The sequence below is a fragment of the Bacteroides sp. 3_2_5 genome (genome assembly GCF_000159855.2).
Taxonomy (GTDB): domain Bacteria; phylum Bacteroidota; class Bacteroidia; order Bacteroidales; family Bacteroidaceae; genus Bacteroides; species Bacteroides fragilis.
Genome location: NZ_JH636043.1, coordinates 552,602 through 579,116, shown reverse-complemented (window position 1 = coordinate 579,116; position 26,515 = coordinate 552,602). Strand labels below are relative to the sequence as shown.

Genomic DNA, 26,515 nt, shown 5'->3' with positions numbered 1-26,515 from the left:
AAGCATAAGTTTATGAAGAACACAATCTTGAAACTGTTTCTATTGTTTTGTGCTGTTCCTTCAATCGGACAAAATGTCCACCCCAATCTGCCTTGGATCGACATATCGGGGCAGCGTGAACGGCAGGTGACAATAGCTCCGGGCAGGCCGGATTTATATAACGGACATCCTACTACTGTAATGATGGATGATCATAAGACTATTCTTTGTACCTGGTCTTACGGGCATGGAGGTAAAGCGTCTTTCATAGCCGAAAGTAAGGATGCCGGGCTGACTTGGAAAAATGGTAAAACCCCTGCTGACTGGCAGACGATGAGCAATTGTCCCAGTATTTATAAACTGACGGATAAGCAGGGGAAAGAACGTGTCTTTGTGTTTAGTGCCTGGCCGGACATGCCTATGACTTATAGTGAAGACGGAGGGAAGAGCTGGAGTCCGGTCCGTAGTTTGAATAAACCTTGTGTGATGGCGTTTTCAAGCATTGTAAAATTGAAGAATGGCGATTATCTCGGGTTGTATCACCGTGGACTGAATGATCGGGACCGTCCTCCGTTGACTTTGTGGCAATCTGTCTCACATGACGGAGGACTGACCTGGAGCGAGTCGGTGAAAGTAGGCGAGATGGAGGGGCGTTCACCCTGTGAACCCTGTGTCTTCCGCGCTCCCGATGGCAAACGGCTTGTCTGTGTAGCGCGTGAAAATAACCGGGTAGGCAATTCTCTGATGATGTTTTCTGATGATGAGGGAACCACCTGGTCTCCTTTGCAAGAAACTCCCTGGGGCCTGACCGGAGACAGGCATGTAATAAAGTTTACTCCTGACGGTCGTATGATTGCCGTCTTTCGGGATATGGCTCCCAACAGTCCGACGAAAGGGCATTTTGTAGCCTGGGTCGGTAATTATAAAGATTTGCTTGAGGGAACTTCCGGACAATATAAAATAAAGCTTTTACATAGTTATGCCGGTTCGGATTGTGGATATCCCGGTCTCGAAATCCTTCCGGATGGGAGTATTGTCGCCATCACTTATGTTAAAATGCGGCCGGGCCCTGAACAACACTCCATTGTCGGCGTACGCTTCAAACTTGAAGAAACTGATAAAATGCTATATTAACTTTTATCCCCAATTTTACCAATATGCGTTATATTTCGATATTGTTTTTATTGAGTTGTTTTTTACTCAGTACTCCGTTACGTGCCGAGCGGGTGAAAGTTATTGTTCGACAGCCCATAGTACCGGTCTTGACAAAAAAGGAGATTAATCCGGTTTTGCAATTAAAGTTGATAAAGAGCTGTCCGGGACCATGTTTTGTAAAGGAGATCGGATTATCCCTGAAAGGTACTACTTTGTTGACCGATTTAACTCATTTGAGTTTATATAGAGTTGCCGGAAAGAGGGGGCTTTCTGACTGGGAAAAGTGTGTCGACTCAGTTGCTCCCGCTTTAAAAACGGTTTTAGACACTCCGTTGGAATTGAAATCAGATACTACCATACTGTGGGTAACTGTTAAATTGAAAGATAAAGTTGACTTAACCCATCGTGTGACGGTCAGTTGTGATCATGTGACGACGACTTGTGGTAAGGCTTCTGTAACTTCCGTTCGTCCGATTGTCGCACTCCGTACCGGAGTCGCTGTACGGCAAAGAGGGGAAGACGGAGTTCATACTTCGCGTATTCCCGGCATTACTACTTCCCTGAAAGGAACTTTGATGGCCATATTTGATGCCCGTTACGATAGTTCGCGTGACTTGCAAGGTGATATCGATATTGCGATGATGCGAAGCATGGATGGTGGAATGAGCTGGCAGCCGATGCAGATAGTGCTCGACCGCAAAAAGTGGGGTGGATTGCCAGAGAAATATAATGGAATCAGTGATGCTTGTATCCTGACCGATGAAAAGAACGGTACTATTTATGTGGCGGGACTCTGGATGTATGGAGTCTTAGATCCCCGATCGGGTAAATGGGTGGAAGGAATGACGCAGGACAGTACCCGTTGGATACACCAATGGCATGCGAAAGGTTCTCAGCCCGGGCTCGGGGTTAAAGAGACCTGTCAGTTCTTGATTACTAAAAGCGTGGATGACGGAGTGACTTGGAGTGACCCTGTAAATATAACAGCACAAACCAAGAAACCGGAATGGTGGCTGTATGCTCCGGCACCGGGGCATGGCATTACTTTGAAAGACGGTACATTAATATTTCCCACACAAGGCCGTGATAAAGATGGAATACCATTCTCTAATATTACGTATAGCAAGGATGGGGGAAAAACATGGATAGCCTCTAAGCCGGCTTATCACAACACTACGGAGTGCATGGCAGTCGAATTACAGGATGGCAGTGTCATGTTGAATATGCGTGATAACCGTAATCACGGTAATAAAAAGGTCAATGGACGCCGTATTTGTGTCACCTCCGATCTGGGAAGCACATGGACGGAACATTCCACTTCCCGAAAAGCATTGATAGAGCCTACTTGTATGGCAAGTATTCATCGACATACTTATCAGGAAAACGGCAGGCAAAAGACTCTTCTTCTATTCTGCAATCCGGAGTCTTATGACAGTAGAGACCACATGACGCTAAAGTGCAGCCTGGATGATGGAAATACCTGGGATTCCGGCCGGAAAATCATGTTGGATGAGTTGGGAAGTTTTGGCTATTCCTGCATAACTTCGGTCAATGATTCTACGATTGGTGTTTTTTATGAAAGTAGCTAGGCACAGATGGTTTTCCAACAAATACAGTTGAAAGAGCTCATAGGTAAAGGTAAATCATATAAAGAGAGATAGTTGGTATGAAAAATAGAAAAATATATCCTTGGATCGTTGTCGGACTTTTATGGTTTGTGGCATTATTAAATTATATGGATCGTCAGATGCTGTCAACCATGAAAGATGCGATGCAGATAGATATTATAGAATTGCAGTCGGCTACCAATTTTGGGCGGCTAATGGCAGTCTTCCTTTGGATTTACGGTCTTATGAGTCCGATGGCAGGAATTATTGCCGATCGCGTCAGTCGTAAATGGTTGATTGTCGGGAGTCTTTTTGTCTGGTCGGCAGTCACTTATGGCATGGGGTATGCCGATACATTTAATCAAATCTACTGGTTGCGCGCATTGATGGGAGTCAGTGAGGCATTATACATTCCTGCGGGCCTCTCCTTGATAGCCGATTGGCATCAGGAGAAATCACGTTCGCTGGCAGTCGGTATCCATATGACGGGATTGTATGCCGGTCAGGCTATTGGCGGGTTTGGTGCTACGGTAGCTGCGGCCTATTCGTGGCATACTACATTCCATTGGTTCGGTATTGTAGGCATTGTCTATGCATTGGTCTTGATTATATTCCTTCGTGAGAATGAAGAACATGCCAGGGTCATTCGGGCCATGCATACAGATAAATCAAAAAAGATTCCGTTGTTTAAAGGAGTGACTCTTTTATTCGGTAATATTGCTTTTTGGATTATTCTGTTCTATTTTGCAGCTCCCAGTCTTCCCGGATGGGCTACGAAGAATTGGTTGCCTACCCTGTACGCTGAGAATCTCGATATCCCTATGGCTGAGGCAGGGCCTATATCCACTATAACGATTGCTGTCTCTTCTTTTATCGGAGTTATTCTGGGAGGGTTATTGTCAGACCGTTGGGTATGCAAAGACATACGCGGACGTATCTATACAGGCGCAATCGGGTTAGGGTTGACCATACCTGCGCTTCTTTTATTGGGCTTAGGCAATGGTTTCATCAGTATAGTAGGTGCAGGATTTCTGTTTGGGGTCGGTTTCGGTATGTTCGATGCCAATAATATGCCTATTTTGTGCCAGTTTGTTTCGGCCAAATATCGGGCAACGGCCTATGGTATAATGAATATGACCGGAGTTTTTGCCGGAGCAGTTGTAACAAGCTTGTTTGGAAAATGGACGGACGGTGGCAACCTGGGATTGGGATTTGCTATTCTGGGAGGTATTGTATTGTTGGCTTTGGGCATGCAGTTGTGCTTTCTTCGTCCGCACACGGATAATATGGAATGATACAAATCATTTCCCGGACAGGGAGTAAGGTTCCGGTCCGGGAAATGACTGTATCAGAACGGTTAGTTTACAGTCCCAATACGTTTGGGGGTGTTTCTGCTTGCTGATTATTGAACTGTCCGTTCAGGTTCTCTCCCTCTTTCGGGTTCAACTCCAGCGATTTCTTCATATCTTCAATCGAACCGTCTTTGTCCCCGTTTAATAGTTTGGCACGTCCCCGTTCATGATAGGCGGCTCCAAAGTTCGGGTTCAGCTCGATAGCTTCGTCAAACAACTCAATAGCAGCTGTCAATTTCTTCTGTGTGATAAATAGTTGTCCCAGATATAGGTAAGCTTGTTCGTTGAAGGGGTTTATCTCTGTCACATGGAGATAGTCCGTCTCTGCTTCTTCTTCCTTTCCGGTGGCTTCTTTTATTTTGCCACGTAGCAGGAGGGCAGCTTCTTCGTCCGGATTCTGTGCAAGTATGGCTTCAATATCTTCCATAGCCTCTGCAAATTGCTGCATCTTATACAGTGCTTCGGCACGGAGCAGTCGGGCTTCCGTGAAATCATCTTTCAGCACAATGGCTTTTGTCAGGTGGGCGATGGTCATTATTCCGTTATCCAATCCATGATTGGCTTTGCCCAACAGGTAGTGTGCCATTGCGTTTCCTTCTTCCAGTGCGATGGCTTTCTGGGCGGCATCGGCCATCTCCTGATAATCTTCTTGCATGAAGCAGAGATTGGCCAGGGTCAGGTACGTGCTTGTCAATTCTGGTTCCAGCGCGATCATACGTTCCAGCAACTCATGTGCTTTCCCGAATTCACCGGTCTGGATGTAAAGCTGGCTCAGATAATTCAGTGTTTCGAAATCTTCTTCAATGGCCAGCGCTTCGTTAAAGCACTTAATGGCATAGTCCGGACGTCCCATACGTTGGGCACGTAGGCCGTCATATTTAAATATCTCAAAGTTCTTTTTGGCGTTTTTTTGTTTTTCTTCCTCAGGGTTTTCTGTTTTCCCCGCAAAAAAAGATTTAAAGAAGTTCGGCATGATCAAAGTTTTTTTAGTTTGGTTGCAAATGTAGTAATTTCATCACATAACCCTGTTGCTTTTCAGGAAGTTTTTTCAGTAAGCAGTCCGTTCTCAGAGCTCAGTAAGCCCTCGTCCAGCATAAACCGTATCACTTCGCTCAACTGCTCTTTATCTGTATTTATGTGTGAAGCTATCTCCGCCGGAGTCATCGGATGCTCTTTCAGCAGAGCACATATTTGCTCTCTCAGTCCGTCGAAGGTGCTTTGTGATATATCCGGTTCGGCGCGGTGGCTGAGGCAGACGTCACATTGCCCGCAGTTATGTTCGTTCTTCTCTCCGAAGTAGCGGAGCAGCATCCGGCTACGGCAGACATTCTCCGAAGTGACGTATTCCACCATGGCATGGATACGGGTTTCATAGCGTTCTTTCCGTTCTTCATATACTGCTCGGGGTATTTGCAGATAATGGAGGTCTATCCGCTCACGTGTATATATAATGTAAGGTGTTTTTTTGTGCGGGATGTAGTCGACGATACGGCGCTTGCTCAGCATCACCAGTAAGTCGTAAATCTGTTGCCGGGTCAGTCCCGTACGTACCGCCAGAGTCTGCTCGCTGATGTAGGCATAGTCTGTAAAGACACCCGTGTAAGATCGCAGAATCATTTGTATCAGTTTCTCTGCGGCTTCTCCCATCTCACGGAGTTTATATAACTCATCCCGGCGGATCGTGAAGATAATCCGTGAGGCATTGTCCTGCTCATCGGTATATTCCAGGTATCCTGCCTGTGTCAATATCTTCAGTGCGCTGTCTGCAGGTACGGGAAAATATTTGAACTTGCGGCAGAATTCTTCCAGGCTGAAGTCATACATGCATCCCAGCCCGTCGCCCATCGCCATCTGATAATGATATTGCAGATGCTCGTACACATCTTTTATATAGTCTTTATCCGGGAAAGTATCTGCAATGCGTTTGCTGAGCGTTGTTTTATCCGACTTGGCATAGAGTATCACCGCGTATGCCTTTTGTCCGTCTCGTCCCGCCCGTCCCGCTTCCTGAAAGTAGGCTTCCGGTGAGTCGGGCAGGTCCAGGTGGATGACGATACGTACGTCCGGTTTGTCAATGCCCATACCGAATGCGTTGGTAGCTACCATCACCCGGCTTTCTCCGTTTTGCCATCGTTTCTGGCGAAGATCTTTGGTTGCGTTATCCAGTCCCGCATGATAAAAGTCGGCCGTGATTCCTTCGTTTACCAGCAGCTCGGTTGTTTCTTTGGTTTTTCGCCGGCTTCGTACATATACAATCGCGCTGCCTTGTATCCGGTTCAGTATGTGCAGCAACTCCCCGTTTTTATTATCAGTGGGGCGAACGATGTATGCCAGATTCTTTCGTTCGAAGCTCATACGGAACACGTTTTCTTCCCGGAAACGGAGGCGCTCCTGTATGTCCTTCACTACTTCGGGAGTGGCCGTGGCGGTCAGTGCCAAGACCGGAGCATCCGGTACGAGATCCCTGATATCCGCTATTTTCAGATAAGCCGGACGAAAGTCATATCCCCATTGTGAGATGCAATGGCTTTCGTCTACCGTAATCATACTGATTTTCATGGACCGGAGTTTGGCCCGGAAGATTTCGGTATCCAACCGTTCGGGAGAGATGTATAGAAACTTATAGTCGCCGAAGATGCAGTTCTCCAATGCCACCACAATCTCTTGCCGTGTCATTCCTGAATAGATGGCTATCGCTTTGATTCCGCGCTTTTTCAGGTTCTGCACCTGATCCTTCATTAGAGCAATCAGTGGGGTGATGACAATGCACAATCCCTCTTTGGCAAGGGCCGGAACCTGAAACGTAATTGACTTTCCGCCTCCGGTGGGCATCAGTCCCAGTGTGTCTTTTCCATTGCCAATGCTGGTTATGATGTCCTCCTGCAGGTCGCGGAAGGAATCATAACCCCAGTATTGCTTTAAAATCTCTTGGTAAGTCACTCTATCGGTTTGATATCTTCAATCTGCAACTGCACTTCCCCCCGTTTGTGGGTGTTCTCTTCAATGGTATAGCAGATGTCAAATGATCGCTTGGTTTTGATATATCTCACGTGTGAACTTTGTCCGAAGGCGATGCCGTTCATCACATTGTTCGATTTGTTGTCTACCAGTTCCAGTTTGATGTGTTCCTGATCGCGACCGACCACCTTGCTTGTTCCATAATCGTACACGTGATGTGTGCAGAACACCGGTTTCTGGTTGTCGGGACCGAACGGGTTGAATCGTTTCAATTCATTGAAGAACTTCGGCGTGATATCTTTAAAATCTATTTCGGCATCGATATCGATCACTGCGCTGGTCTGTTCCGGCAGTATATGTTCCGACACGAAACTTTCGAATCTCTCGGTGAATGCCTGTACGTTTTCCACTTTCATCGATAGCCCGGCAGCATAGGTATGCCCTCCGAAGTTTTCGAGCAAGTCACGGCAATGTTCGATAGCTTTGTAAACATCGAAACCGGATACGGAACGTGCCGAACCGGTTGCCATATCATCCGTCCGGGTCAGTACGACTGCCGGACGATAGTAAATCTCCGTTAATCGTGAGGCAACGATTCCGATCACTCCTTTGTGCCAGTCTTCATTGTAAAGCACTATCGAACGACGGTCTGCCAAGCCTTCCAGTTCGGCTACGATTTTATTGGCTTCTTCCGTCATGCTCTTATCCAGATCCTTCCGGGTTTCGTTGTATTGGTTGATTTGTCCGGCTTTCTCGAGTGCTGCCGAGAAATCTTTCTCAATCAACAGGTCTACCGCTTCTTTTCCGTTCTGTATACGTCCGGAAGCATTGATGCGGGGACCTATTTTGAATACAATGTCGCTCACCGTAATTTCTTTTTCCGATAATCCGCATACATCGATAATCGCTTTCAGTCCTACACTCGGATTGCCGTTCAGCTGTTTCAACCCATGATAGGCCAGGATACGGTTTTCGCCCATGATCGGTACAATATCCGATGCAATGCTTACGGCAGTCAGGTCGAGCAACGGAATCAGGTGATGAAACTCAATGCCGTTACTGATGGCAAAAGCCTGCATGAATTTGAAGCCTACGCCACATCCCGAAAGATGAGTGTATGGGTATGTATTATCCAGTCGTTTGGCATTCAGGATGGCAACGGCAGGGGGCAATACGTCGTCCGGTACATGATGGTCGCAGATGATGAAGTCAATTCCCTTCTCTTTGGCATACGCAATCTCTTCTACGGCTTTTATGCCGCAGTCCAGTACGATGATAAGCCCTACTCCGGTTTCAGCGGCGTAGTCAACTCCTTTTTTGGAAATTCCGTATCCTTCGTTATAACGGTCAGGGATGTAATAGTCAAGGTTCGAATAGAACTGTTGAATGAACTTGTAGACCAGTGCCACAGCCGTGGTACCGTCCACATCGTAATCTCCATAAATCAGAATGCGCTCTTTCTTTCCCATCGCCATGTTCAGGCGTTCCACTGCGATGTCCATATCCTTCATTAGGAATGGATCATGCAAATCGGGCAATTGCGGACGGAAGAATTTTTTGGCATCCTGTGCCTTCGTAATTCCCCTCTGTACCAAAAGTCGTCCCAGGACGGGGCTAATGCCTAGTTCCTGAGCCAATGCCCGGCTTATCTCTGCCTGTTCTTGTGTGATGGGTCGATAATTCCATTTGTGATTCATTTTATATATTGTTTTTTCTTTTTATCTGTTCTCTGATGCCGGAAGTGCATAACTTTCCAACAAGCTGTAAAAGTACGAAAAAAACCGGAAGTGTGGGGGATATACTGAAAAAAATAATTGCTTGTGTTTTGTTTATCGATATTTGGTGCGACATGGTGAATCTACTATCTTTGTATCGTACTATTAAGTGTTATAATTATGCAAGATATAATAAACGGACGTTGCGGTTGGTGCGGAAGTGACGAACTGTATGTGAAGTACCATGATCAAGAGTGGGGAAAATTGGTGACCGATGACAAGACGCTGTTTGAGTTTCTTGTGTTGGAGAGTGCTCAGGCCGGCTTGAGTTGGATAACCATCCTTAAGAAACGTGAGGGGTATCGCAAAGCCTTTTGCAATTTCGATGCTGAGTCGGTGGCACAAATGACCGATGAAGATGTTGAACGGTTGATGCACTTTGATGGCATTGTGAAAAATCGTCTGAAGATCAAATCGACCATCACAAATGCAAGGTCATTTCTCGCCGTACAAAAGGAGTTCGGTAGTTTTTATGACTATACTCTATCATTCTTTCCCGACAGAAAACCGATTGTCAATACATTTCAATCATTGAGTGAGATTCCGGTATCATCTCCCGAATCTGATGCCATGAGCAAGGATATGAAAAAACGGGGATTTAAATTCTTTGGAACTACGATTTGCTATGCTCACTTGCAGGCCTCCGGATTTATGAATGATCATCTGGTGGATTGCATCTGCCGGAAGAGGTAAATAACAATATAACTGTATACAGTGGAAGAGGATATTTTATGCCTTTTGCCCGTTAACATTGTTAATGCCATTTTCCGATGGCTTTGTTCTTGTCTGCAAATAACAAGTCTTTTGCATTTAAAGAATTTGCTATTTGCAGACGAAAAACGAACTTTAACGTAACGTTAAAATAAAGCTTCTGCAGATTGAAATATTGTGCTCTGAAGTGGCTGTCGATCATTTGTTTAAATGTATGTCCCGTTTTCCATTCCCGACAGAGAACCTTCCGGATGGAAACCGGTATACTTGCTTTTTTATCAACTGCAAACTGTACTTTCCTATCCGGATTATTTTCTTTTTGCCTTATTCAGTGCTGCTATCAGATACCTTCCTTTTACCCCTATGTCACTCCAGCAAGTATTGGCAATCAGTTGCCATACCCGTGTTCCTTTCCTTCCATAATCCGATAGCCTGAGTATGGCATTCACCTCTCCTACTTCGGTAATCCCCAGTCTTTTGAGTGTATCCGTCAGTCCCGGATAATTGTGTGTCATTGTGTTGAAGGCGTATCCGGGTATCGGGAGAGGAGCAGAAACCTCCTCCCATTCTTTTTCCTTCCCCTTGGGGGGAGCTGAGGGGGGTAATTCTTTATTTTCCTCTGCTTTCTTTTCTTTTACTTTACTTTGTCCGGAATTGCATGCATTTTTTGCGTTAACGGTTACATCATGTACTACATTTCCCGGGCTAATGGTTACATTTTCACCTTCCGGCGCTTCTGTTTCCTGCTGAGTCAAGTCGTTCACCAGCAGATAGGGCAATGCTTTCAGATCCCTTTTTCTTCACTTTGTTGCCTCCATCCATATCTTCTGTATGTTTGCCGAAGTCAGTATTCCGTTTGCCAGATAACTGTTTCTGTCCAATATTCCTTTGATGAAGAGGATCTCAATGATCCCCTGTACCTCAGCGGCCTGCACCTCTCTTCCCGCCTTGTTGGCAAAAATCAGACACTGCTCTTCATCCCAACGGATGAAGTATCCCTCTTTGTATATTTTGCACAGCAGTTTCAGTACGATTGCCGAACCCTTTATTCCATATTTAGCTTCTATCACTTCCATTGCGTTCTCTTCCATGAAGTTTACGCCCACCGGGAAATAGTTGATCCCGTCATATGCTATTGCCATTGTTTTTTAGATTAGTCGTTTGTACTTTCAATAATACATTCACCATAAATTACCCCGGATTCCCAAAGATGTCTTCACTTGATTTCTCAAAATAAAAATAATTCATCGGTGAAAATCCGTGTAATCTGTGGTGGCGCCCTATACGATCGGTCTCCACTCCATGAAGTTCTCCATCTGGAATGTCGTCCATCGCTGTTCATCCACATTCCAGTAGACTACTGCGCCTTCTATTTGTGTGGGATCATACTTTTTGTGGAATTCCGTTTCATAGTAGATCAGTGTCGCTTTTACCAACCTGAAGTCTCCGTTCTGCTTCTGATAAGCGATGGCTGCGTGCCCGTATTGCAGGTGGTCGGTTAACGCTTCCAGGCGTTCCGCCATCCATTCCGCACACTGTTCAGTATATCCTTTTTCAAAGACAATCCGTTTTTTCCATCTCAGTTTCATGGCTTCAGTTTGTGATGCCGGTCTTTTCTTCTGTTTCATACGTATATGATTTAAAAGGTTAATAGATAAATTATCGCCCCAAAGATAGGTCAGATCGAATGTATTCCGGTTTGATAAAATTCATTGTACGTATTTTAGCGCTTTCCTTCTTGGTTCTTTTTCTTTCTTTCCATCTTATTCCAGATCTCGTTGACGTAAGTTCTGATTGTGCTGAAAACTAATGGTTTGAATACTCCATTTCTTATTTTTCCAAAAAGTTTTTTTTCCTCTATGTAGCGTGCCAATGAATCTTTGCACGTCTTGATATTTTGTTCTTTTGCGTCCAATATGTAGGATTCTATCAGCGCTTTTATAACTCCTTCATTGTTGGAGATAATTCCCGGTATCTGCGTTCCTGCTTTTCTGCCTCTTGTTTCTTTAATGGCTTCTGTGATAGGAGGTTGTGCTTTAGTGTTATCGTTTTTTTACACTTTTGTTCACTGTCTGTAATAATTCATTTTCTTTGTTCATGATTTTTTTATTTAATCAATAACTAAATGTTGTTAATATGTTGCAAAGGTAGAGAGTAATCTTTCAGTGAGCAAATGAATGTGGAATTAAAGGGGAAATAAAAGGGAAAATGAAACCTTTTCTCTTCTTAATTGTCTGACATTAAATGAAATAATTCTTAAAAAAGTGAGTGTTTCAATAAACGATCGTTTAATTGAACGCAAAGATAGAGGGTATTTTCATAACTGCAAAATGTTTAATAAAAAAAATGTTTTCCTTCATGGCTTGATCTACTTAATTGTTTGATAATCAAATGTCTATAAACTAACAAAAAACGCTTTAATATCTGTCTGCTTTTATATGTATTTTAATTGTCTGGATCTTTAAAAAAGTGTGTTTCAAAAGACGATCGTCTTTTGAAACACTTTCGCTTCATAATAGACTCGTTTACAGATTGTAAGATCAGTAAAGCCCTGTTTTTTCAAAACTTTGTTTTCTGTTCTTCTTTTTCAAACTGTCTCTCCTGTGATAGGGGAGTACCTGATGAAATGATATACGCTGCAAGGCAAACAACAGAATTAGCAAACTTGACCGGAAGGTGTTTCACTACCCCGGTGTCCCCCAATTATATCCTTTTGTGAACAATAGCATTAATAAATCCTGGTACGCCCTTCGTATCACCTATAGCCGTGAGCTTGCCTTTAAGGAATACCTGGACTCCCGCGGAGTGAGGAATTTTCTTCCCATGCGCTATGAATACGTATTCCGTGGTGAGCGTAAGATCCGTAAATTGGTTCCTGTTGTTCACAACTTGGTTTTTGTTTATGCCACTCGCAGTGAGGTTGACGAAATGAAATCCACTGTCGGGGCTTCTCTTCCTATTCGTTATATCATGGACCGTGAGACCCGTCAGCCTATTACCATTCCTGAAGTCCAAATGCGTAGTTTTATCGCCGTTGCCGGTAATTACGATGAACAGGTTGTTTATCTGGATCCTTCAGTCGTTTCCATGAAAAGGGGAGACCGTGTCCGTGTCACCGGTGGCATCTTCGAGGGAGTTGAGGGTGAGTTTGTCCGTATCAAAGGTGACCGCCGTGTGGTGGTTTCCATCCAGGGGGGTATGGCAGTTGCCACGGCCTTCATTCATCCCTCTTTAATCGAATTAATAAAGAATTAAAAACTCTGTGAACTCTGTGCCCTCTGTGGTGCATATTCCAATACGTAAATAAATCACCATGTTGTCTTTGCAATCAGAAATCGATTCTTTGTGCGCCGTTTCGCACGAACTTCTCCATTTAGGTCTGGATGGCGAACCCATCTATTCCGACCGTTTCCGTCAGTTGAATACGGATGTGTATCATCGTTGTGAGCATCTTTTCGGTTCACATGGACGTACCCTCGAAGAGGAAGCTTCTCTTTGTATCGCTTTGTTGACCGGCTATAATGCTACCATTTATAATCACGGTGATAAGGAAGATAAAATCCAGTCGGTCCTCAATCGTAGTTGGGATCTCTTGGATACACTTCCCGTCTCTCTGCTGAAATGTCGTTTGTTGGTAGCTTGTTACGCCGAGGTCTTTGACGAAGAGCTGGCGGCGGAGGCACATGCAATAATAGACGGTTGGAAGGATCGGGAATTGACGAGGGAAGAGTTTGAGATTGTGGAGCATTTAAAGAGTTTGGAGGAAAATCCATATCCGAATAGTGAGATAGAAGACTGATTAGTAAGCGTCCTCAAATAGTGTCTTGATATATTTCTTGCCTTACCCCAGAGGAAAGGATGCGTGATTTAATGCAAACCGTCTTGAATTATCTTCATAAGTTTTGGAGTCAATTCTTTGTTTACCGAAAGGATGGAGATTATACAATAGATAATCTGGCAGCCGAACGGGCGATATAGTCTTTGACCGTTACAAAGAAAAAACAGTCTGTCCTTCTTAGTACAGAGGCTGCTTTGCGTTCGGCGGTTTATAATACCTTTATTGAGACGTGTAAGCAGATGGGAATCAGTTTCTGATCTTTTTTCTACAAGTACATGACGGAGATCCGAAAGGGGTGAACGGATTATGATAACCTGCTTTCTTCCCATGATGATCAGTCTAATAAATTAGTGAAACAACTTAAAATTTACCGTTCAGAACAAGTGACGAGTGCCTACTGGCACTCACCTGATAGGTGTATTCCATGTTTTGGACGCTTACAATAATTACATTATAAATATGAAAGTATTAGTGACAGGTGGAGCTGGTTTTATAGGTTCTAACCTTTGTGAGTATTTACTAAAAGAAGGACATCAGGTAAGATGTCTTGATAATTTTATCACTGGGAAGATTGAAAACTTATTGTCTTTAATAAAAAAATATCCTGACTCTTTCCAATTAATAATAGGCGATATACGTAAATTAGAAGATTGTCAAAAAGCTGTGGAAGGAATGGAATACGTATTACATGAGGCAGCTTTAGGCTCTGTCCCACGTAGTATTAAAGACCCCATTACCACTAATGAAATCAATATTGGTGGCTTTCTCAATATGATTATAGCTGCACGTGATGCTAAAGTAAAACGTTTTGTTTTTGCTGCAAGTTCGTCTACTTATGGTGACAGCCAATCACTTCCTAAAGTAGAAAGTATTATTGGAAACCCTCTTTCTCCTTATGCAATTACTAAATATGTGGACGAACTCTATGCAGATATTTTTGCACGTACCTATAATTTTGAATACATAGGATTGAGATATTTCAATGTTTTTGGCAGACGACAAGATCCGTTTGGAGCGTATGCAGCTGTTATTCCATTGTTTGTAAAAAAGTTTATGAAATATGAAAGTCCCGTTGTGAATGGAGATGGAGAATATAGTCGCGACTTTACATATATTGATAATGTATTACAGATGAATATGTTGGCATTGACAACTACTAATCCGGAAGCAGTTAATCAGATATATAATACGGCATTCGGAGAACGTACTACATTGAATCAATTGGTTAATTATCTGAAAATATATTTGAGTGAATTTGATCCGGAAATAAGCCATGTAAAAATAGTACATGGTCCTAATCGGCAAGGGGATATTCCTCATTCTTTGGCATCTATCGATAAAGCTAAAACTCTTTTAAATTATGATCCGCAATATTGCATGAAAGACGGCTTAAAAGAAGCTGTAAAATGGTATTGGGAGAATATCTGATTTTATAATCATTAAATCATAAAATATTTATGGATACAATAAAAATTGCCGTAATCGGATTGGGTTATGTCGGACTTCCTTTGGCTCGTTTGTTTTCAACAAAATATAAAACTATCGGTTTCGATATGAATCAAGCACGTGTTACTGCTTTAATGGATGGACATGATACGACTTTAGAAGTTACTGATGAACTACTTCAATCTGCAATAAAAAATGGCTTTGTATGTACATTTAATATAGAAGATATAAGAGATTGTAATTTTTATGTAGTTGCGGTACCTACCCCTGTTGACGAAAATAACAATCCAGATCTGATACCTCTGTATAAAGCGAGTGAATCTGTAGGTAAGGTTATTACTGAAGGTGATATTGTAGTTTATGAGTCTACTGTCTATCCGGGAGTTACAGAGGATGAGTGTATTCCGGTTGTTGAAAAAGTTTCCGGGTTAAAATATAATGTTGATTTCTTTGCAGGTTATTCACCGGAACGTATTAATCCGGGAGATAAATTGCACACTGTAGAAAAAATCAAAAAAGTAACATCGGGATCTACTCCTGAGATAGCTCGTATAGTTGATGATGTATATGCATCGGTTATCACAGCCGGAACACATTCAGCACCTACTATAAGGGTTGCAGAAGCTGCAAAAGTAATTGAAAATTCACAACGTGATATTAATATCGCATTTGTAAACGAATTGTCTAAAATATTCACAAGAATGGGAATAGATACACAGGATGTATTGGAGGCGGCTTCTACAAAATGGAACTTTTTACCATTCAAACCGGGGTTGGTGGGTGGACATTGTATTGGAGTAGACCCTTACTATTTAGCCCAATGTGCCCAGCGATATGGGTATAATCCGGAAATAATTCTTGCTGGTCGCCGAGTGAACGATGGAATGGGTGAGTATGTTGCTAATCAAGTAGTGAAGCTCATGTTAAAAAAAGGAATTCAAGTTTTGAATTCTAATATATTGATTCTTGGTTTCACGTTTAAAGAAAATTGTCCGGATGTAAGAAATACGAAAGTAATTGATATTTATCGTACATTAAAGGAGTATGGAGTGAATATATTTGTATATGATCCTTGGGCGAATCCGACGATTGTAGAGAAAGAATATGGCATTAAAATTACCAATGAATTATTGAGTAGTAAATTTGATGCTGTTATTTTAGCTGTAGCACATGAAGATTTTAAAGATCTTGATATAAATCTTTTTTTAAATTCTTCTTGTGTTATATATGATGTGAAAGGAGTACTGGATCCTAAAATAGTAGCAAGTAGATTATGAATAGGGGGGTGAGACCTAAAGTTTGTTTTGTAATTCCTGATCAATTTGGATATGCAGCAGGATATTATCAATATGCCAAATATTTATCAGAGTATGGTTTTGGTGTAACAGTTCTTTCTGTTGATAAAGGGTTACCAAGAATAGAGGAAATACCAGACGTTACAATTAAATATCTGGCAATAAATGAAAAATCTGTGTTTTCGAATACTATTTCATATATAAGAAAGTCAAATAGGTATTTGAATACTTTGGATATCAATACTATTGTTATTTTAAAATATATTCCATTTATTTCAGTACTTCTTCTGAGTCTGAGAAGAAAGAAAAGAGTCTTTTTAGATATCAGAACTGGTGCTGTAAATAAGTCGAGAGTAAAATCTATTTTATTAAATGCTTTACTGACATTTGAAAGCTATTTTTTTAGTCGTATTTATATTTTGTCTTTAGAGTTGGCTCGGATACTTCATTTAAATATGAAAAAAGTTGTCTATTTACCATTAGGCGCAGATGTGTACTCAGTCCAGTCAAAGAGTTACGAGAATGATTTCAATCTACTCTATGTTGGTACTTTTAATTTTAGACGTATTTACGACACAATTTATGGATTAAAAATGTTTTGCGACAAGTACGCTTCACGTCTAAGGATAACTTATACTATAATCGGATATGGGGATGAGGATGAAATCCGCAAGATAAAGAATGCTATTAATACGTGTCATTTGAATGATTATGTTGACTATGTAGGTCGTAAAACATATACGGAATTTTCTCCTTATTTTGATAAAGCCAATATTGGAATCGCATATGTACCTATGGTGAAATATTATAATAACCAGCCTCCGACAAAAGTTTTTGAATATGCATTATCTGGACTTATTTGCCTGGCTACGAATACAGATGCCAATAAACAACTTATATGTTCTAAGAATGGAGTATTGTGTAATGATAGCCCAGATGCCTTTTTTCTTGCGCTGGAGAAATTATATAAAGAAAGAAGTAGGTTTGTATTTACTGATATTACTCAGTCTATGGAACAATATTCGTGGAAGAACATAGTGAGAGAGGTTATAATTCCTTCTTTAAAAGGTTAGTCGATATGATAAAAAATAAAGTATTCAGTAACATCGTATATCTTGTCTCTTCGAGTTTGATAACTAAAATCGTACTTTTTTTATTTTATATCTATGTTGCACGGATATTAGGTCCGAATGGTTATGGGTATATTTCTTCTTCTACAGAATATTTAGGGCTTTTTTTGATTTTTGCTACATTTGGTCTTCAAATGGCAATTGTAAGGGAGGCTTCACGAAATTCGGATAATCAAATAGGGCTTTTTAATAAAATTCTTCCTGCCAGATTTGTTTTTAGTATTATTTCTTTTGTCTTTTGCATTACCATTTGTTATTTTTTATATTGGGATACGGTTAATTTTCATTTGATAATGATTCTTGCAATAATGGTATTATTGCAGCCATTGGAAGATCATTGCTATTCTTTTTTTTGGGTTAAGCAAGAATTAAAGTTTGTTGCACTTGGCGAGTTAGTGAAAATTGTAGTTTACATAGGAAGTTTTATTTTACTAAATGTTCTATTTGGCTTACAACTAACTAATTTGGTCGTATCTACTTTGTTAGGCTTTTTATGTTCTATATTATTTAAAATGAAATGGCTGAAGAGGCGTTATGGATATCGGTATCAATTTATAATCGATATACCGTACATTAGAAAAATATTTTATATATCTTTTTATTTCGGAATTGTGTCTATCATATATATATATTCCTTGAAAATTGATATTCAGATGCTGAATGTAATTTGTGGCTCTACCGAAGTAGGATATTATAGTGTTGCTTGGCAAATGGTTCAGATCGGTATTGTTTTTATTCAATCGTTGTCTACGTCACTATTTCCTAATTCAGTTCAGAAAATACATCTGAGAAGTTTCCGGATGAAGCTATTGAAGTATATTACTTATCTTACCATCTTTGTAATCTTGTGTGCTTTATTGGTAACATTTCTTTCTGATTCTATTATAGAATTGTTATATGGAAGAGCCTATAGTAATTCTGTTTTGTTATTGAATCTTTTGGTGTGGTATCTGCCAATGCGTTTATTTGCCGTATGGGGTTCTCAGATATTAGAAAGTGGAGCGTGGTATAAAAAAAGAGTTCTGATATATCTTACTCCATTGGTCATAAATATTGTTTTAAATTATATTTATCTTCCTCTTTATGGTGCTCAAGCTGCTGCTGTTATTGCATTAATATCTAATTTTATTTTAGTGTCTTTAATAACTATATTTGCTTTTGTCTATTCTAAAAAATATTATTCCAATGGTGATTGTAAAATGGTTGAAGTCTGAGATCAAAAAGTATCCTTGTTTGATGCACTTTATAAATCTGATACTATCGTTTATTAAATACTTGCCTCATATTAGTTTTAAGTATGTGGATAGTAAGTATGAACTGGTAAGATATGAGGATGGGAAAAATGAAACATTTTTTGGATATTATGATAAATCTCCTAAAAATGAAACAGGTGAATATATTCTTTATTACTCAACCTCTCATCCCACAAAAAAGAAACCAGACCCTAATCGACCGATAAATCTAATTGTTTTTGATTGTATTAATAATGTAATAGTGAAGCGTTTTTTGATATATGCATATAATTGGCAACAAGGTTCTAAGGTCCAATGGATAGAAAAGTATAGATTTATATTTAATAATTATGATTTTGTTAAAAAAAGATATTATTCAGAATTGTATGATGTGCAAACGAATATAAGCACTCTTGTAGATTATCCTGTTTATGATGTCTGTAATAATAAGGCTTTATCTTTGAATTTTAATCGTTTGGCTATTTTACGTCCGGATTATGGGTATTTTAATGTCGCAATGAGTAAGGAGGAGTTGGAAGATATAAGTGATGATGGCGTTTATATAATAGATTTAGAGCGTAATTCCTGTACCTTGCTATTGTCTATAGAGAGATTGTTACAAACTTTTCCAATTCGTTATGATATTGAAGAAGTTACTTCACATAAGGTAAATCATATAATGTTTTCTCCAGATGGAGAAAGATTTATTTTTCTTCATCGTTTTTTTATTAACGGTAAAAAAATAGACCGATTTTTTCTTTATGAATTCGAATCACAGAAAATAACTCTTTTAAGTGATAACGATATGGTAAGTCATTATAGTTGGATCGATAATAAACGGATCATTGTCTATATGAGACGTTTTGGTATCGGGGATCTGTATTACGTGATAGACTTATATCCCGTTAAAATTACTCCTGTACAAAACACAGAACTTCAGTCATTCGGTGATGGACATCCTACCGTAAAGAATGGGCTGTTAGTAACAGATTCGTATCCTGATAGTTCATGTACTCAATATTTATTGTTGTATAATTTTTTAACGAATAAGAACTTATGTTTGGGCACTTTTCATCATTCGCTATTGTATAGCCGGGAGATGAGATGTGATTTACATCCTAAGTGGACATTTAATGGGGAAGAGATTTTTTTTGATTCGATTTATAATAGAGGCAGACACTTGTATTCTTTAAAGTTATCCTAAGTGGTTTATCTGTTTTTTTTGTTCTATTCTCAGGCTTACTTTTATTTCTTAGGAAAATATTCTACAAAATTACACGAGTATTATCTCCTCTTGACACCTATTATATTGCTTTGGGTAATAATTATAGGTGGACAATATAATGTAGGTACAGACTATTTCTCTTATATGAAATTATTTGTAGGTAGAGAAGGCTTGTCCAGATATATTGATAATGGCGAATTGTTATTCGTTTTTTTAATTCAGTCTTGTCATAATATTGGAATATACGGACAAGGAATACTTCTAGTGATTGTCTTTATTGAGGCTATACTGTATTTTTATATATCACAATTGATTGTTTCCAATAAGAATATTTGGGTTTTATTTGTTGTATATATTTGTTTTTCAACAATATTTAATAATCAAATGAATGGTATACGACAATATTTTGCTATGTATTTTTTTACATTATCCGTGTTGAAAATGTTAAATCGTAATTATATTGTCATGAGTCTCTTGATGCTTGCTTCAGTACTTATTCATAAGTCTGCTTTATTACTGTCTTTATTTTTATTATTGTTTTTCTTCTTGAAGAATATCCGAACTCCTAAAATTTTATATTTGATTATTATTGTAGGCGTGATTATAAGTGCTGCTCCCCTTTATAATAGTTTTATTGGATTTATTATGGAATATTCGTTTTATGATGGTTATATAGAAAATGGTTATATACAGGAAGTGGGAATTAATGATAAACTTATAAAATACGCTTTTGTTCCCATATTTATGTATTCAATAGGAAAAGTAAAATTTTTAGAAATTCCTTGTTTCCATCGATATTTATTTGTCATTGGCATTATTTCTTTTTCAGTTAGATTAATGGCTTTAAATTTGTCTCTTACTAATCGGTTTGGTATGTATTTTGAATTTTTGATGTGTATACCATTAGTCTATTTGATTATTACGTTGAAACGTCAATCTACTTTTAAATTTTTGTCATTATTACTTTTTATATTTATGGTATATGCATTAAAAGTAACTCTTTTTGCTAAAGGAGAATATTTGTATAATTCTTATTTTTTCAACTGATGCACATAGATCTTTTTTATGAATATTGATATTCTTATCTGTACATTTAATGAAGGCATAAACCGCGTTAAAGAGGTATTACTCGATTATCGAGAAGATATTCATTACGTTGTTTCCCACCAAATTACAAATAGTGATTATAATTACATCCCTTTAGAGTTGAAGCGTGAAGATGTTACTGTTTTTCACATAGAATCCAAGGGACTTTCTTTAAACCGAAATGCTTGTTTTACTCGTGCCAAAGGTGATATTTGTTTTATTGCTGACGATGATGTCAAATATACATATCAATATATCGATACAGTAAAAGATATTTTTCTTAAAGATTCAAGTTTGGATGTTTGCATTGGTAAAATAAAAACAGATACAAATGTAGATTATAAATCATATGGTTCTTATAGTCGGGCAATTAAGAAATGGAATGTTACTAAAATCAGTAGTATTGAAATAGTCGTGAAAAGATCTAGTGTTTTGCGATTCAATATCATTTTTGATATAAGATTTGGGCTTGGGAGTTCTTTGTTTGCTTATGGAGGTGAAGAAGCTGTGTTTATAATGGATTGTTTGAATGTTGGGATGAATGTAAGATACTATCCTGTTTATATATCTCAACATCCGTTCGAATCTTCAGGAAAATTGGTACGACATGACAATGAGTTTATTCAATATCATGCTGCATTAATGAAACGTCTATATGGACGGTTTTCTCTATTATTAATGGGAATAGTTTATTTAAAGAATTACTGGAAATACATATCGCCATTTTTATTTGCAAAGAATTTTTTAATTGGATATAATAAAATTTGATAGTTTGTTTAAAAATAATATATAAATTAATTTGATTATGAAAGCATGTTTCATGGGTCTTGGTTATATAGGTCTTCCTACAGCTATCATTGCGGCTAGACATGGTATTCAGGTTATCGGGGTTGATATTAATCCTGTTGTTGTAGATATGACTAATCAAGGTCAATTACACATAATAGAGCCCGGTATGCAAGAGATTCTTCAAGAAGTAGTTGGTAACGGATTATTAAAAGCATCCACAGCACCAGAGGTTAGTGATGCTTATTTTATAGTAGTCCCTACTCCTTTTAAAGGAAATCATGAGCCGGATGTTTCTTTTGTCGAAGCTGCAACACGTGCTGTAATTCCATTGCTAAAGGAAGGAGATTTGTATGTTATTGAGTCTACTTCTCCTGTTGGTACTACAAACATGATGGCTCATTTAATATTTGCTCTTCGCCCGGAGTTAAAAGATAAAATTTATATTGCTTACTGTCCTGAGCGTGTATTGCCGGGAAATGTTATTTATGAATTGGTTCATAATGATCGTGTAGTTGGAGGAATAGATGAGGTTTCTACTGATAAAGCTATTGGATTTTATAGCAAATTCGTACAGGGGACACTTCATCGGACCCATTGTAAAACTGCAGAGATGTGTAAGTTGACAGAAAATTCTTCACGTGATGTACAGATCGCATTTGCAAATGAGCTTTCTCTAATCTGTGACAAAGCCGGTATTAATGTCTGGGAGTTGATTTCTTTGGCAAACAAACACCCTCGTGTGAATATTCTACAGCCGGGTTGTGGTGTTGGGGGGCATTGTATTGCGGTGGATCCTTATTTTATAACAGCAGATTTTCCGATAGAGTCCCAGTTAATAGCGAAAGCGCGTGAGATAAATAATTATAAGGCATTTTGGTGTGCAGAGAAAGTAGAAAATGCAATGCTGAGATTTGAATTGGAACACCATCGTAGGCCTACTATTGCTATGATGGGACTAGCTTTTAAACCGGATATTGATGATTTACGTGAAGCTCCGGCAAAGTATATTACTACAAAGGTTATGCAAAGTTGTAATAATGCTGATTTATTAATAGTGGAGCCCAATGTTGCCGAACATAAAGTTTTTAAGTTGACTGATTATAAGAAAGCTTACGAGAAAGCAGATATTGTGGTTTTTTTAGTAGCTCATTCGGCGTTTAAGTCTTTACCATATGATAATAAAAAGGTAATTCTGGATTTTTGTGGTATTTATAAAAAGTAGGATTATTTTTACTAAAACTTATATCATTTACATACGTATGAAAAAAGTAATGTTGGTTTTTGGCACTCGTCCGGAAGCTATTAAAATGGCTCCTTTAGTAAAAGAATTTCAAAAAGATTCGATAGCATTTCAAACAATTGTATGTGTTACTGGCCAACATCGAGAGATGCTTGACCAAGTATTACATCTTTTTGATATAACTCCTGATTATAATTTAAATATAATGCGATCAGGGCAAGATTTGTATGATGTGACTTCACGCGTACTTATTGGAATGCGTAAGGTATTGAAAGAAACTCTTCCGGATATTGTGTTGGTACATGGTGATACTACAACTTCCACAGCAGCCGCTCTTGCAGCTTTTTATCAACAAATACCTGTCGGGCATGTGGAAGCCGGGTTGCGTACATTTAATATTTATAGTCCTTGGCCTGAAGAAATGAATCGTCAGATAACAGGGCGTATTGCGACTTTTCATTTTTCTCCTACACAGCTTAGTCGGAAGAATCTGTTGCGAGAGGGGATAGCAGATGAAAAAATAATTGTTACAGGTAATACTGTAATTGATACTCTTCATGTGGTAGTAGATAGGATAAAAAAAGATAAACTCTTGAATGAAGAGCTAAGTGAAGTATTATTATTGGCAGGTTACGATGTAAATCGATTACATAAAGGTAAGCGGCTGGTATTGATAACAGGACATCGTCGTGAAAACTTTGGTAATGGGTTTGTTTCAATTTGTAAGGCAATAAAAACTTTAACTGAAAAATATCCGGATGTGGATTTTATATATCCAATGCATTTAAATCCTAATGTCCGTAAACCTATTTATGAAGTTTTCGGTGAGAATCAGCTTCCTAATATCTTTTTTATAGAACCTCTGGAATATCTATCATTTGTTTACTTGATGGAAAAGTCAACCATTGTGTTGACTGATAGTGGAGGTATTCAAGAGGAGGCTCCCGGATTGGGTAAACCTGTGCTGGTAATGCGTGATACAACAGAACGACCGGAAGCATTAGAAGCCGGAACAGTGAAACTAGTAGGTAAAGATTATAATAAAATAGTTAGTGAGGTTTCTGTTTTGTTAGATAACCAGATCTATTATGATAAAATGAGTAAAGCTGTCAATCCTTATGGAGATGGTCAAGCTTCTGGTCGAATTGTTGATGTACTTAGATGAAAATTGCAATTTTAACTCAATATTATAAGCCGGAAATGGGGGCACCTCAAAATCGGCTTTATGAAATGGCTGTCGGACTTAAAAAATTTGGTGCAGATATTACTGTTATTACTGGTATGCCAAATTATCCTACAGGAAAAATATTTAAAGAATATAGTGGTAAATGGTTCTGTAAAGAGAATTTGGATGGGATTGATATATTTAGGTTTTGGTTGTTTGCATCTAATGTAAAACGTGTTTTACCTCGTGTTTTAAGTATGCTATCTTTTTCTTTCTCGGTTTTGTTTTCCTTGAAATACGTTCGAAAAAAAAGATTTGATTTTATAATAGTTGAAAGTCCTCCTTTGACATTGGGATTGAGTGGATATTTCTTATCGAAGGTTTGTAAGTCCAAAATGATAATGAATATATCTGATTTATGGCCTTTGTCTGCAAGGGAGTTAGGGGTTTTGACTGATGGAGTAATTTACTGTATGCTTGAGAAATTAGAATATTTTTTATATAAGAAATCTGTAGCATGTATGGGGCAATCTCAAGAAATTGTTAGTTATATTTCTCAACATGGTGCATCTCGAACATATCTTTTTAGAAATGGGGTTACACCAGAACGTTTCCAGAATATTCCAAATAAAAAAAGGACGAATGGTAATCTTATTATTGTATATGCCGGACTTTTGGGGGTTGCTCAAGGCATCTTAGAGATTTGTCAAAAAATAGACTTTAAATCATTAGGAACTGAATTTCATATTTATGGTGCCGGGGGTGAGCAACATTTAATAGAAGAGTTCTTGCTAACTAATTCAGAAAGAGGTATTTCCTTTCATGGTAGAGTTTCGCGTGATGAGATACCAAGTTTATTAAAACAGGCTGATGTTACTTTAATACCTTTAGTGAAAAATATATTCGGAGCTGTTCCTTCAAAAATTTATGAATCTATGGCTGCAGGAGTTCCCATCTTATTTGCTGGTGAAGGAGAAGGGCAGCGCATAATTGAGGAAAATTGTTTAGGTTGGGTTTCTCGTTCAAGAGACTATGAGAAATTAATTGAAAATATAAAATTAATTCGCTCAAATGATATTGATATGTTACAAAAAAGAGAAAATTGTAAAAATGCAGCAGAAAATTTATTTAATAGACCTAAACAGATTAAAGCACTATTTCAATACCTCTCTCAATTGAATACTTAATATTTTATTATTTTTCAGCATATTCATTTGCTCAATATTGTATTTTTATTAGTGGAAATTACTTATTATAGAGCATCTGACATTATTTATATTATTCATAATAACTTATTTATGAAAATACCATTTTCACCACCTTATATTGACGAGGCGGTCATCAACGAAGTCGTTGATTCGTTACGTTCCGGTTGGATCACATCCGGTCCGAAAGTGAAGGCTTTGGAGGAAGAAATAAAATCTTTCTCGGGAGCAAAAGAAGTACTTTGTGTCAATTCCTGGACATCAGGAGCTATTATGATGTTGCGTTGGCTGGGAGTGAAGGAGGGCGATGAAGTAATTGTTCCTGCCTATACTTATAGTGCAACGGCATTGGCAGTGCTCCATGCCGGAGCCAAACCGGTAATGGTGGATTCCGGAACTGATTTTAATATTTCGGTGGAGGCTGTTCGTAAAGCTATTACTCCTAAAACAAAGGCGATTATACCCGTAGATATTGCTGGTTTTCCCTGCGATTATGAAAGAATCATGGCACTGGTGCAGGAACCAGAAATGGTAAAACTGTTCCGTTCGGAATCTCCTGTGCAAGAAAAATTGGGACGCATCTTGGTGATGAATGATGCTGCCCACTCTTTGGGAGCACGTTACAGTAGCCGTCAGCGTACCGGTTGTGAAACTGATGTGGCTATCTTTTCACTTCATGCCGTGAAAAATGTGACTACTGCCGAAGGTGGGGCCATTTGCCTGAATCTGCCTAAGCCGTTCGATAATACGGAGTTGTATAAAGAGCTACGGATGACAAGCTTGAACTGCCAGACCAAGGATGCTTTTTCGAAATCTAAAGCCGGAGGATGGCGTTATGATATTGTCGGTTTCGGGATGAAAATCAATATGGCCGATGTAAATGCCGCCATAGGACTGGCACAGATACGAGAATATCCGGAATTGCTGAAAGAACGAAAGCGGGTGTTTAATGCTTATAGCGATGCTTTTTCGGCTTGTGACTGGGCCATCGTTCCGCCTTCTGTGGATGGGGAAAAGGAAAGCTCTTATCACATTTATGCTTTGCGTATTAAGGACTTTACCGAAGAACAACGAGACCGGATGATTGATGAAATCGCTAAAAGTGAAGTGGCTGTCAATGTGCACTTTATACCGATGCCGATGTTGTCGTTCTTCAAATCGATGGGATATGATATAAAGGATTATCCACAGGCTTATCAGAACTTTAAGAGCGAGATATCATTGCCGATATATCCCCAATTGGATAGTGAAAAATTGAATTTCATTATTGAAACTGTAAAGGCGGCCTATGCGACCGTGATTGCAGAAAACCGATAGTATATTTACA

Annotated in this window: 22 protein-coding genes and 1 pseudogene; 18 read left to right on the top strand and 5 right to left on the bottom strand. The window is 39.1% G+C overall.

Annotation, left to right across the window (positions count from 1 at the left end; genetic code table 11):
- Window positions 1-12 precede the first annotated feature (12 nt).
- The 3 genes from BSHG_RS17585 to BSHG_RS17595 all read left to right on the top strand — a co-directional run bounded on the left by BSHG_RS17585 (window position 13) and on the right by BSHG_RS17595 (window position 4,036).
- Window positions 13-1,113 carry a sialidase family protein gene (locus tag BSHG_RS17585; RefSeq protein ID WP_008657674.1) on the top strand — a complete coding sequence of 367 codons (1,101 nt, stop codon included), beginning with the start codon at window positions 13-15 and terminating at the stop codon, window positions 1,111-1,113.
- A gap of 23 nt (window positions 1,114-1,136) precedes the next feature.
- A complete protein-coding gene (locus tag BSHG_RS17590; RefSeq protein WP_008657672.1) occupies window positions 1,137-2,723 on the top strand; it encodes a sialidase family protein in 1,587 nt (528 codons plus the stop codon).
- Window positions 2,724-2,800: 77 nt separating this feature from the next.
- A complete protein-coding gene (locus tag BSHG_RS17595) occupies window positions 2,801-4,036 on the top strand; it encodes an MFS transporter (protein WP_005791093.1) in 1,236 nt (411 codons plus the stop codon).
- A 67-nt stretch (window positions 4,037-4,103) separates the two neighbouring features.
- On the opposite strand, the gene BSHG_RS17600 is transcribed toward BSHG_RS17595, so the two are convergent.
- The 3 genes from BSHG_RS17600 to recJ form a co-directional block, all read right to left on the bottom strand.
- The gene (locus BSHG_RS17600; protein WP_008657671.1) at window positions 4,104-5,066 is read right to left on the bottom strand and encodes a tetratricopeptide repeat protein; all 963 of its coding nucleotides are present in this window, start codon (window positions 5,064-5,066) and stop codon (window positions 4,104-4,106) included.
- Between the two features lie 62 nt (window positions 5,067-5,128).
- Window positions 5,129-7,033, bottom strand: coding sequence for a RecQ family ATP-dependent DNA helicase (locus BSHG_RS17605; RefSeq protein WP_005798437.1), 1,905 nt, complete (start codon window positions 7,031-7,033; stop codon window positions 5,129-5,131).
- The gene (recJ, locus tag BSHG_RS17610; RefSeq protein ID WP_005791087.1) at window positions 7,030-8,748 is read right to left on the bottom strand and encodes a single-stranded-DNA-specific exonuclease RecJ; all 1,719 of its coding nucleotides are present in this window, start codon (window positions 8,746-8,748) and stop codon (window positions 7,030-7,032) included. Before recJ ends, BSHG_RS17605 begins: the two co-directional genes overlap by 4 nt.
- Before the next feature lie 198 nt (window positions 8,749-8,946).
- Between recJ and BSHG_RS17615 the strand changes: the two genes are divergently transcribed.
- Window positions 8,947-9,519 carry a DNA-3-methyladenine glycosylase I gene (locus tag BSHG_RS17615; RefSeq protein WP_005791084.1) on the top strand — a complete coding sequence of 191 codons (573 nt, stop codon included), beginning with the start codon at window positions 8,947-8,949 and terminating at the stop codon, window positions 9,517-9,519.
- A 326-nt stretch (window positions 9,520-9,845) separates the two neighbouring features.
- Here the strand turns inward: BSHG_RS17615 and BSHG_RS0220050 are convergent.
- Window positions 9,846-10,679: pseudogene (locus BSHG_RS0220050) on the bottom strand (DUF4373 domain-containing protein).
- Window positions 10,680-10,817: 138 nt separating this feature from the next.
- The gene (locus BSHG_RS17620) at window positions 10,818-11,165 is read right to left on the bottom strand and encodes an SH3 beta-barrel fold-containing protein (protein ID WP_008657669.1); all 348 of its coding nucleotides are present in this window, start codon (window positions 11,163-11,165) and stop codon (window positions 10,818-10,820) included.
- Window positions 11,166-12,252: 1,087 nt separating this feature from the next.
- Here BSHG_RS17620 and updY point away from each other — a divergent pair.
- From updY to BSHG_RS17685, 14 genes are all read left to right on the top strand, one after another.
- Complete coding sequence (updY, locus tag BSHG_RS17625) at window positions 12,253-12,792, top strand: capsular polysaccharide transcription antiterminator UpdY (RefSeq protein WP_032497327.1); 540 nt, start codon at window positions 12,253-12,255, stop codon at window positions 12,790-12,792.
- A 58-nt stretch (window positions 12,793-12,850) separates the two neighbouring features.
- The gene (locus BSHG_RS17630; RefSeq protein ID WP_008657667.1) at window positions 12,851-13,336 is read left to right on the top strand and encodes a UpxZ family transcription anti-terminator antagonist; all 486 of its coding nucleotides are present in this window, start codon (window positions 12,851-12,853) and stop codon (window positions 13,334-13,336) included.
- Window positions 13,337-13,395: 59 nt separating this feature from the next.
- Window positions 13,396-13,515 (top strand): IS66 family transposase, encoded by a 120-nt coding sequence (locus BSHG_RS23745; RefSeq protein WP_115474673.1) that lies wholly within the window; start codon window positions 13,396-13,398, stop codon window positions 13,513-13,515.
- Between the two features lie 319 nt (window positions 13,516-13,834).
- Window positions 13,835-14,803 (top strand): SDR family oxidoreductase, encoded by a 969-nt coding sequence (locus BSHG_RS17635; RefSeq protein ID WP_005817600.1) that lies wholly within the window; start codon window positions 13,835-13,837, stop codon window positions 14,801-14,803.
- Window positions 14,804-14,832: 29 nt separating this feature from the next.
- A complete protein-coding gene (locus tag BSHG_RS17640) occupies window positions 14,833-16,098 on the top strand; it encodes a nucleotide sugar dehydrogenase (RefSeq protein ID WP_005817598.1) in 1,266 nt (421 codons plus the stop codon).
- The gene (locus tag BSHG_RS17645; RefSeq protein ID WP_008657666.1) at window positions 16,095-17,189 is read left to right on the top strand and encodes a glycosyltransferase; all 1,095 of its coding nucleotides are present in this window, start codon (window positions 16,095-16,097) and stop codon (window positions 17,187-17,189) included. The genes BSHG_RS17640 and BSHG_RS17645 overlap by 4 nt, the downstream gene beginning before the upstream one ends.
- A 5-nt stretch (window positions 17,190-17,194) precedes the next feature.
- Window positions 17,195-18,460: an oligosaccharide flippase family protein gene (locus tag BSHG_RS17650; protein ID WP_005817594.1), complete on the top strand. Its 1,266-nt coding sequence runs from the start codon at window positions 17,195-17,197 to the stop codon at window positions 18,458-18,460.
- Window positions 18,432-19,682, top strand: a complete 1,251-nt coding sequence (locus tag BSHG_RS17655; RefSeq protein ID WP_008657665.1) for a hypothetical protein — start codon at window positions 18,432-18,434, stop codon at window positions 19,680-19,682. The genes BSHG_RS17650 and BSHG_RS17655 overlap by 29 nt, the downstream gene beginning before the upstream one ends.
- Complete coding sequence (locus BSHG_RS17660; RefSeq protein ID WP_008657664.1) at window positions 19,683-20,750, top strand: EpsG family protein; 1,068 nt, start codon at window positions 19,683-19,685, stop codon at window positions 20,748-20,750. It begins immediately after the preceding gene.
- Between the two features lie 18 nt (window positions 20,751-20,768).
- The gene (locus BSHG_RS17665; RefSeq protein WP_008657663.1) at window positions 20,769-21,557 is read left to right on the top strand and encodes a glycosyltransferase family A protein; all 789 of its coding nucleotides are present in this window, start codon (window positions 20,769-20,771) and stop codon (window positions 21,555-21,557) included.
- A 37-nt stretch (window positions 21,558-21,594) separates the two neighbouring features.
- A complete protein-coding gene (gene wecC / locus BSHG_RS17670) occupies window positions 21,595-22,800 on the top strand; it encodes a UDP-N-acetyl-D-mannosamine dehydrogenase (protein ID WP_005817590.1) in 1,206 nt (401 codons plus the stop codon).
- 37 nt (window positions 22,801-22,837) lie between these two features.
- Entirely contained in the window at window positions 22,838-23,983 is a 1,146-nt protein-coding gene (wecB, locus tag BSHG_RS17675) for a non-hydrolyzing UDP-N-acetylglucosamine 2-epimerase (RefSeq protein ID WP_032497326.1), read from the top strand.
- Window positions 23,980-25,170 (top strand): glycosyltransferase family 4 protein, encoded by a 1,191-nt coding sequence (locus BSHG_RS17680; RefSeq protein ID WP_005817588.1) that lies wholly within the window; start codon window positions 23,980-23,982, stop codon window positions 25,168-25,170. The genes wecB and BSHG_RS17680 overlap by 4 nt, the downstream gene beginning before the upstream one ends.
- Before the next feature lie 111 nt (window positions 25,171-25,281).
- The gene (locus BSHG_RS17685; protein ID WP_005786175.1) at window positions 25,282-26,505 is read left to right on the top strand and encodes a DegT/DnrJ/EryC1/StrS family aminotransferase; all 1,224 of its coding nucleotides are present in this window, start codon (window positions 25,282-25,284) and stop codon (window positions 26,503-26,505) included.
- Window positions 26,506-26,515: the final 10 nt, after the last annotated feature.

Coding starts and splice junctions, on each gene's coding strand:
- wecB (WP_032497326.1), top strand. CDS start 22,838: ATGAAAAAAGTAATGTTGGTTTTTGGCACTCGTCCGGAAGCTATTAAA.
- BSHG_RS17685 (WP_005786175.1), top strand. CDS start 25,282: ATGAAAATACCATTTTCACCACCTTATATTGACGAGGCGGTCATCAAC.
- BSHG_RS17590 (WP_008657672.1), top strand. CDS start 1,137: ATGCGTTATATTTCGATATTGTTTTTATTGAGTTGTTTTTTACTCAGT.
- BSHG_RS17630 (WP_008657667.1), top strand. CDS start 12,851: ATGTTGTCTTTGCAATCAGAAATCGATTCTTTGTGCGCCGTTTCGCAC.
- BSHG_RS17585 (WP_008657674.1), top strand. CDS start 13: ATGAAGAACACAATCTTGAAACTGTTTCTATTGTTTTGTGCTGTTCCT.
- BSHG_RS17655 (WP_008657665.1), top strand. CDS start 18,432: ATGGTGATTGTAAAATGGTTGAAGTCTGAGATCAAAAAGTATCCTTGT.
- BSHG_RS17645 (WP_008657666.1), top strand. CDS start 16,095: ATGAATAGGGGGGTGAGACCTAAAGTTTGTTTTGTAATTCCTGATCAA.
- BSHG_RS17620 (WP_008657669.1), bottom strand. CDS start 11,165: ATGAAACAGAAGAAAAGACCGGCATCACAAACTGAAGCCATGAAACTG.
- BSHG_RS17665 (WP_008657663.1), top strand. CDS start 20,769: ATGAATATTGATATTCTTATCTGTACATTTAATGAAGGCATAAACCGC.
- BSHG_RS17595 (WP_005791093.1), top strand. CDS start 2,801: ATGAAAAATAGAAAAATATATCCTTGGATCGTTGTCGGACTTTTATGG.
- recJ (WP_005791087.1), bottom strand. CDS start 8,748: ATGAATCACAAATGGAATTATCGACCCATCACACAAGAACAGGCAGAG.
- BSHG_RS17650 (WP_005817594.1), top strand. CDS start 17,195: ATGATAAAAAATAAAGTATTCAGTAACATCGTATATCTTGTCTCTTCG.
- BSHG_RS17640 (WP_005817598.1), top strand. CDS start 14,833: ATGGATACAATAAAAATTGCCGTAATCGGATTGGGTTATGTCGGACTT.
- BSHG_RS17600 (WP_008657671.1), bottom strand. CDS start 5,066: ATGCCGAACTTCTTTAAATCTTTTTTTGCGGGGAAAACAGAAAACCCT.
- BSHG_RS17615 (WP_005791084.1), top strand. CDS start 8,947: ATGCAAGATATAATAAACGGACGTTGCGGTTGGTGCGGAAGTGACGAA.
- BSHG_RS17635 (WP_005817600.1), top strand. CDS start 13,835: ATGAAAGTATTAGTGACAGGTGGAGCTGGTTTTATAGGTTCTAACCTT.
- BSHG_RS17680 (WP_005817588.1), top strand. CDS start 23,980: ATGAAAATTGCAATTTTAACTCAATATTATAAGCCGGAAATGGGGGCA.
- BSHG_RS23745 (WP_115474673.1), top strand. CDS start 13,396: ATGCGTGATTTAATGCAAACCGTCTTGAATTATCTTCATAAGTTTTGG.
- wecC (WP_005817590.1), top strand. CDS start 21,595: ATGAAAGCATGTTTCATGGGTCTTGGTTATATAGGTCTTCCTACAGCT.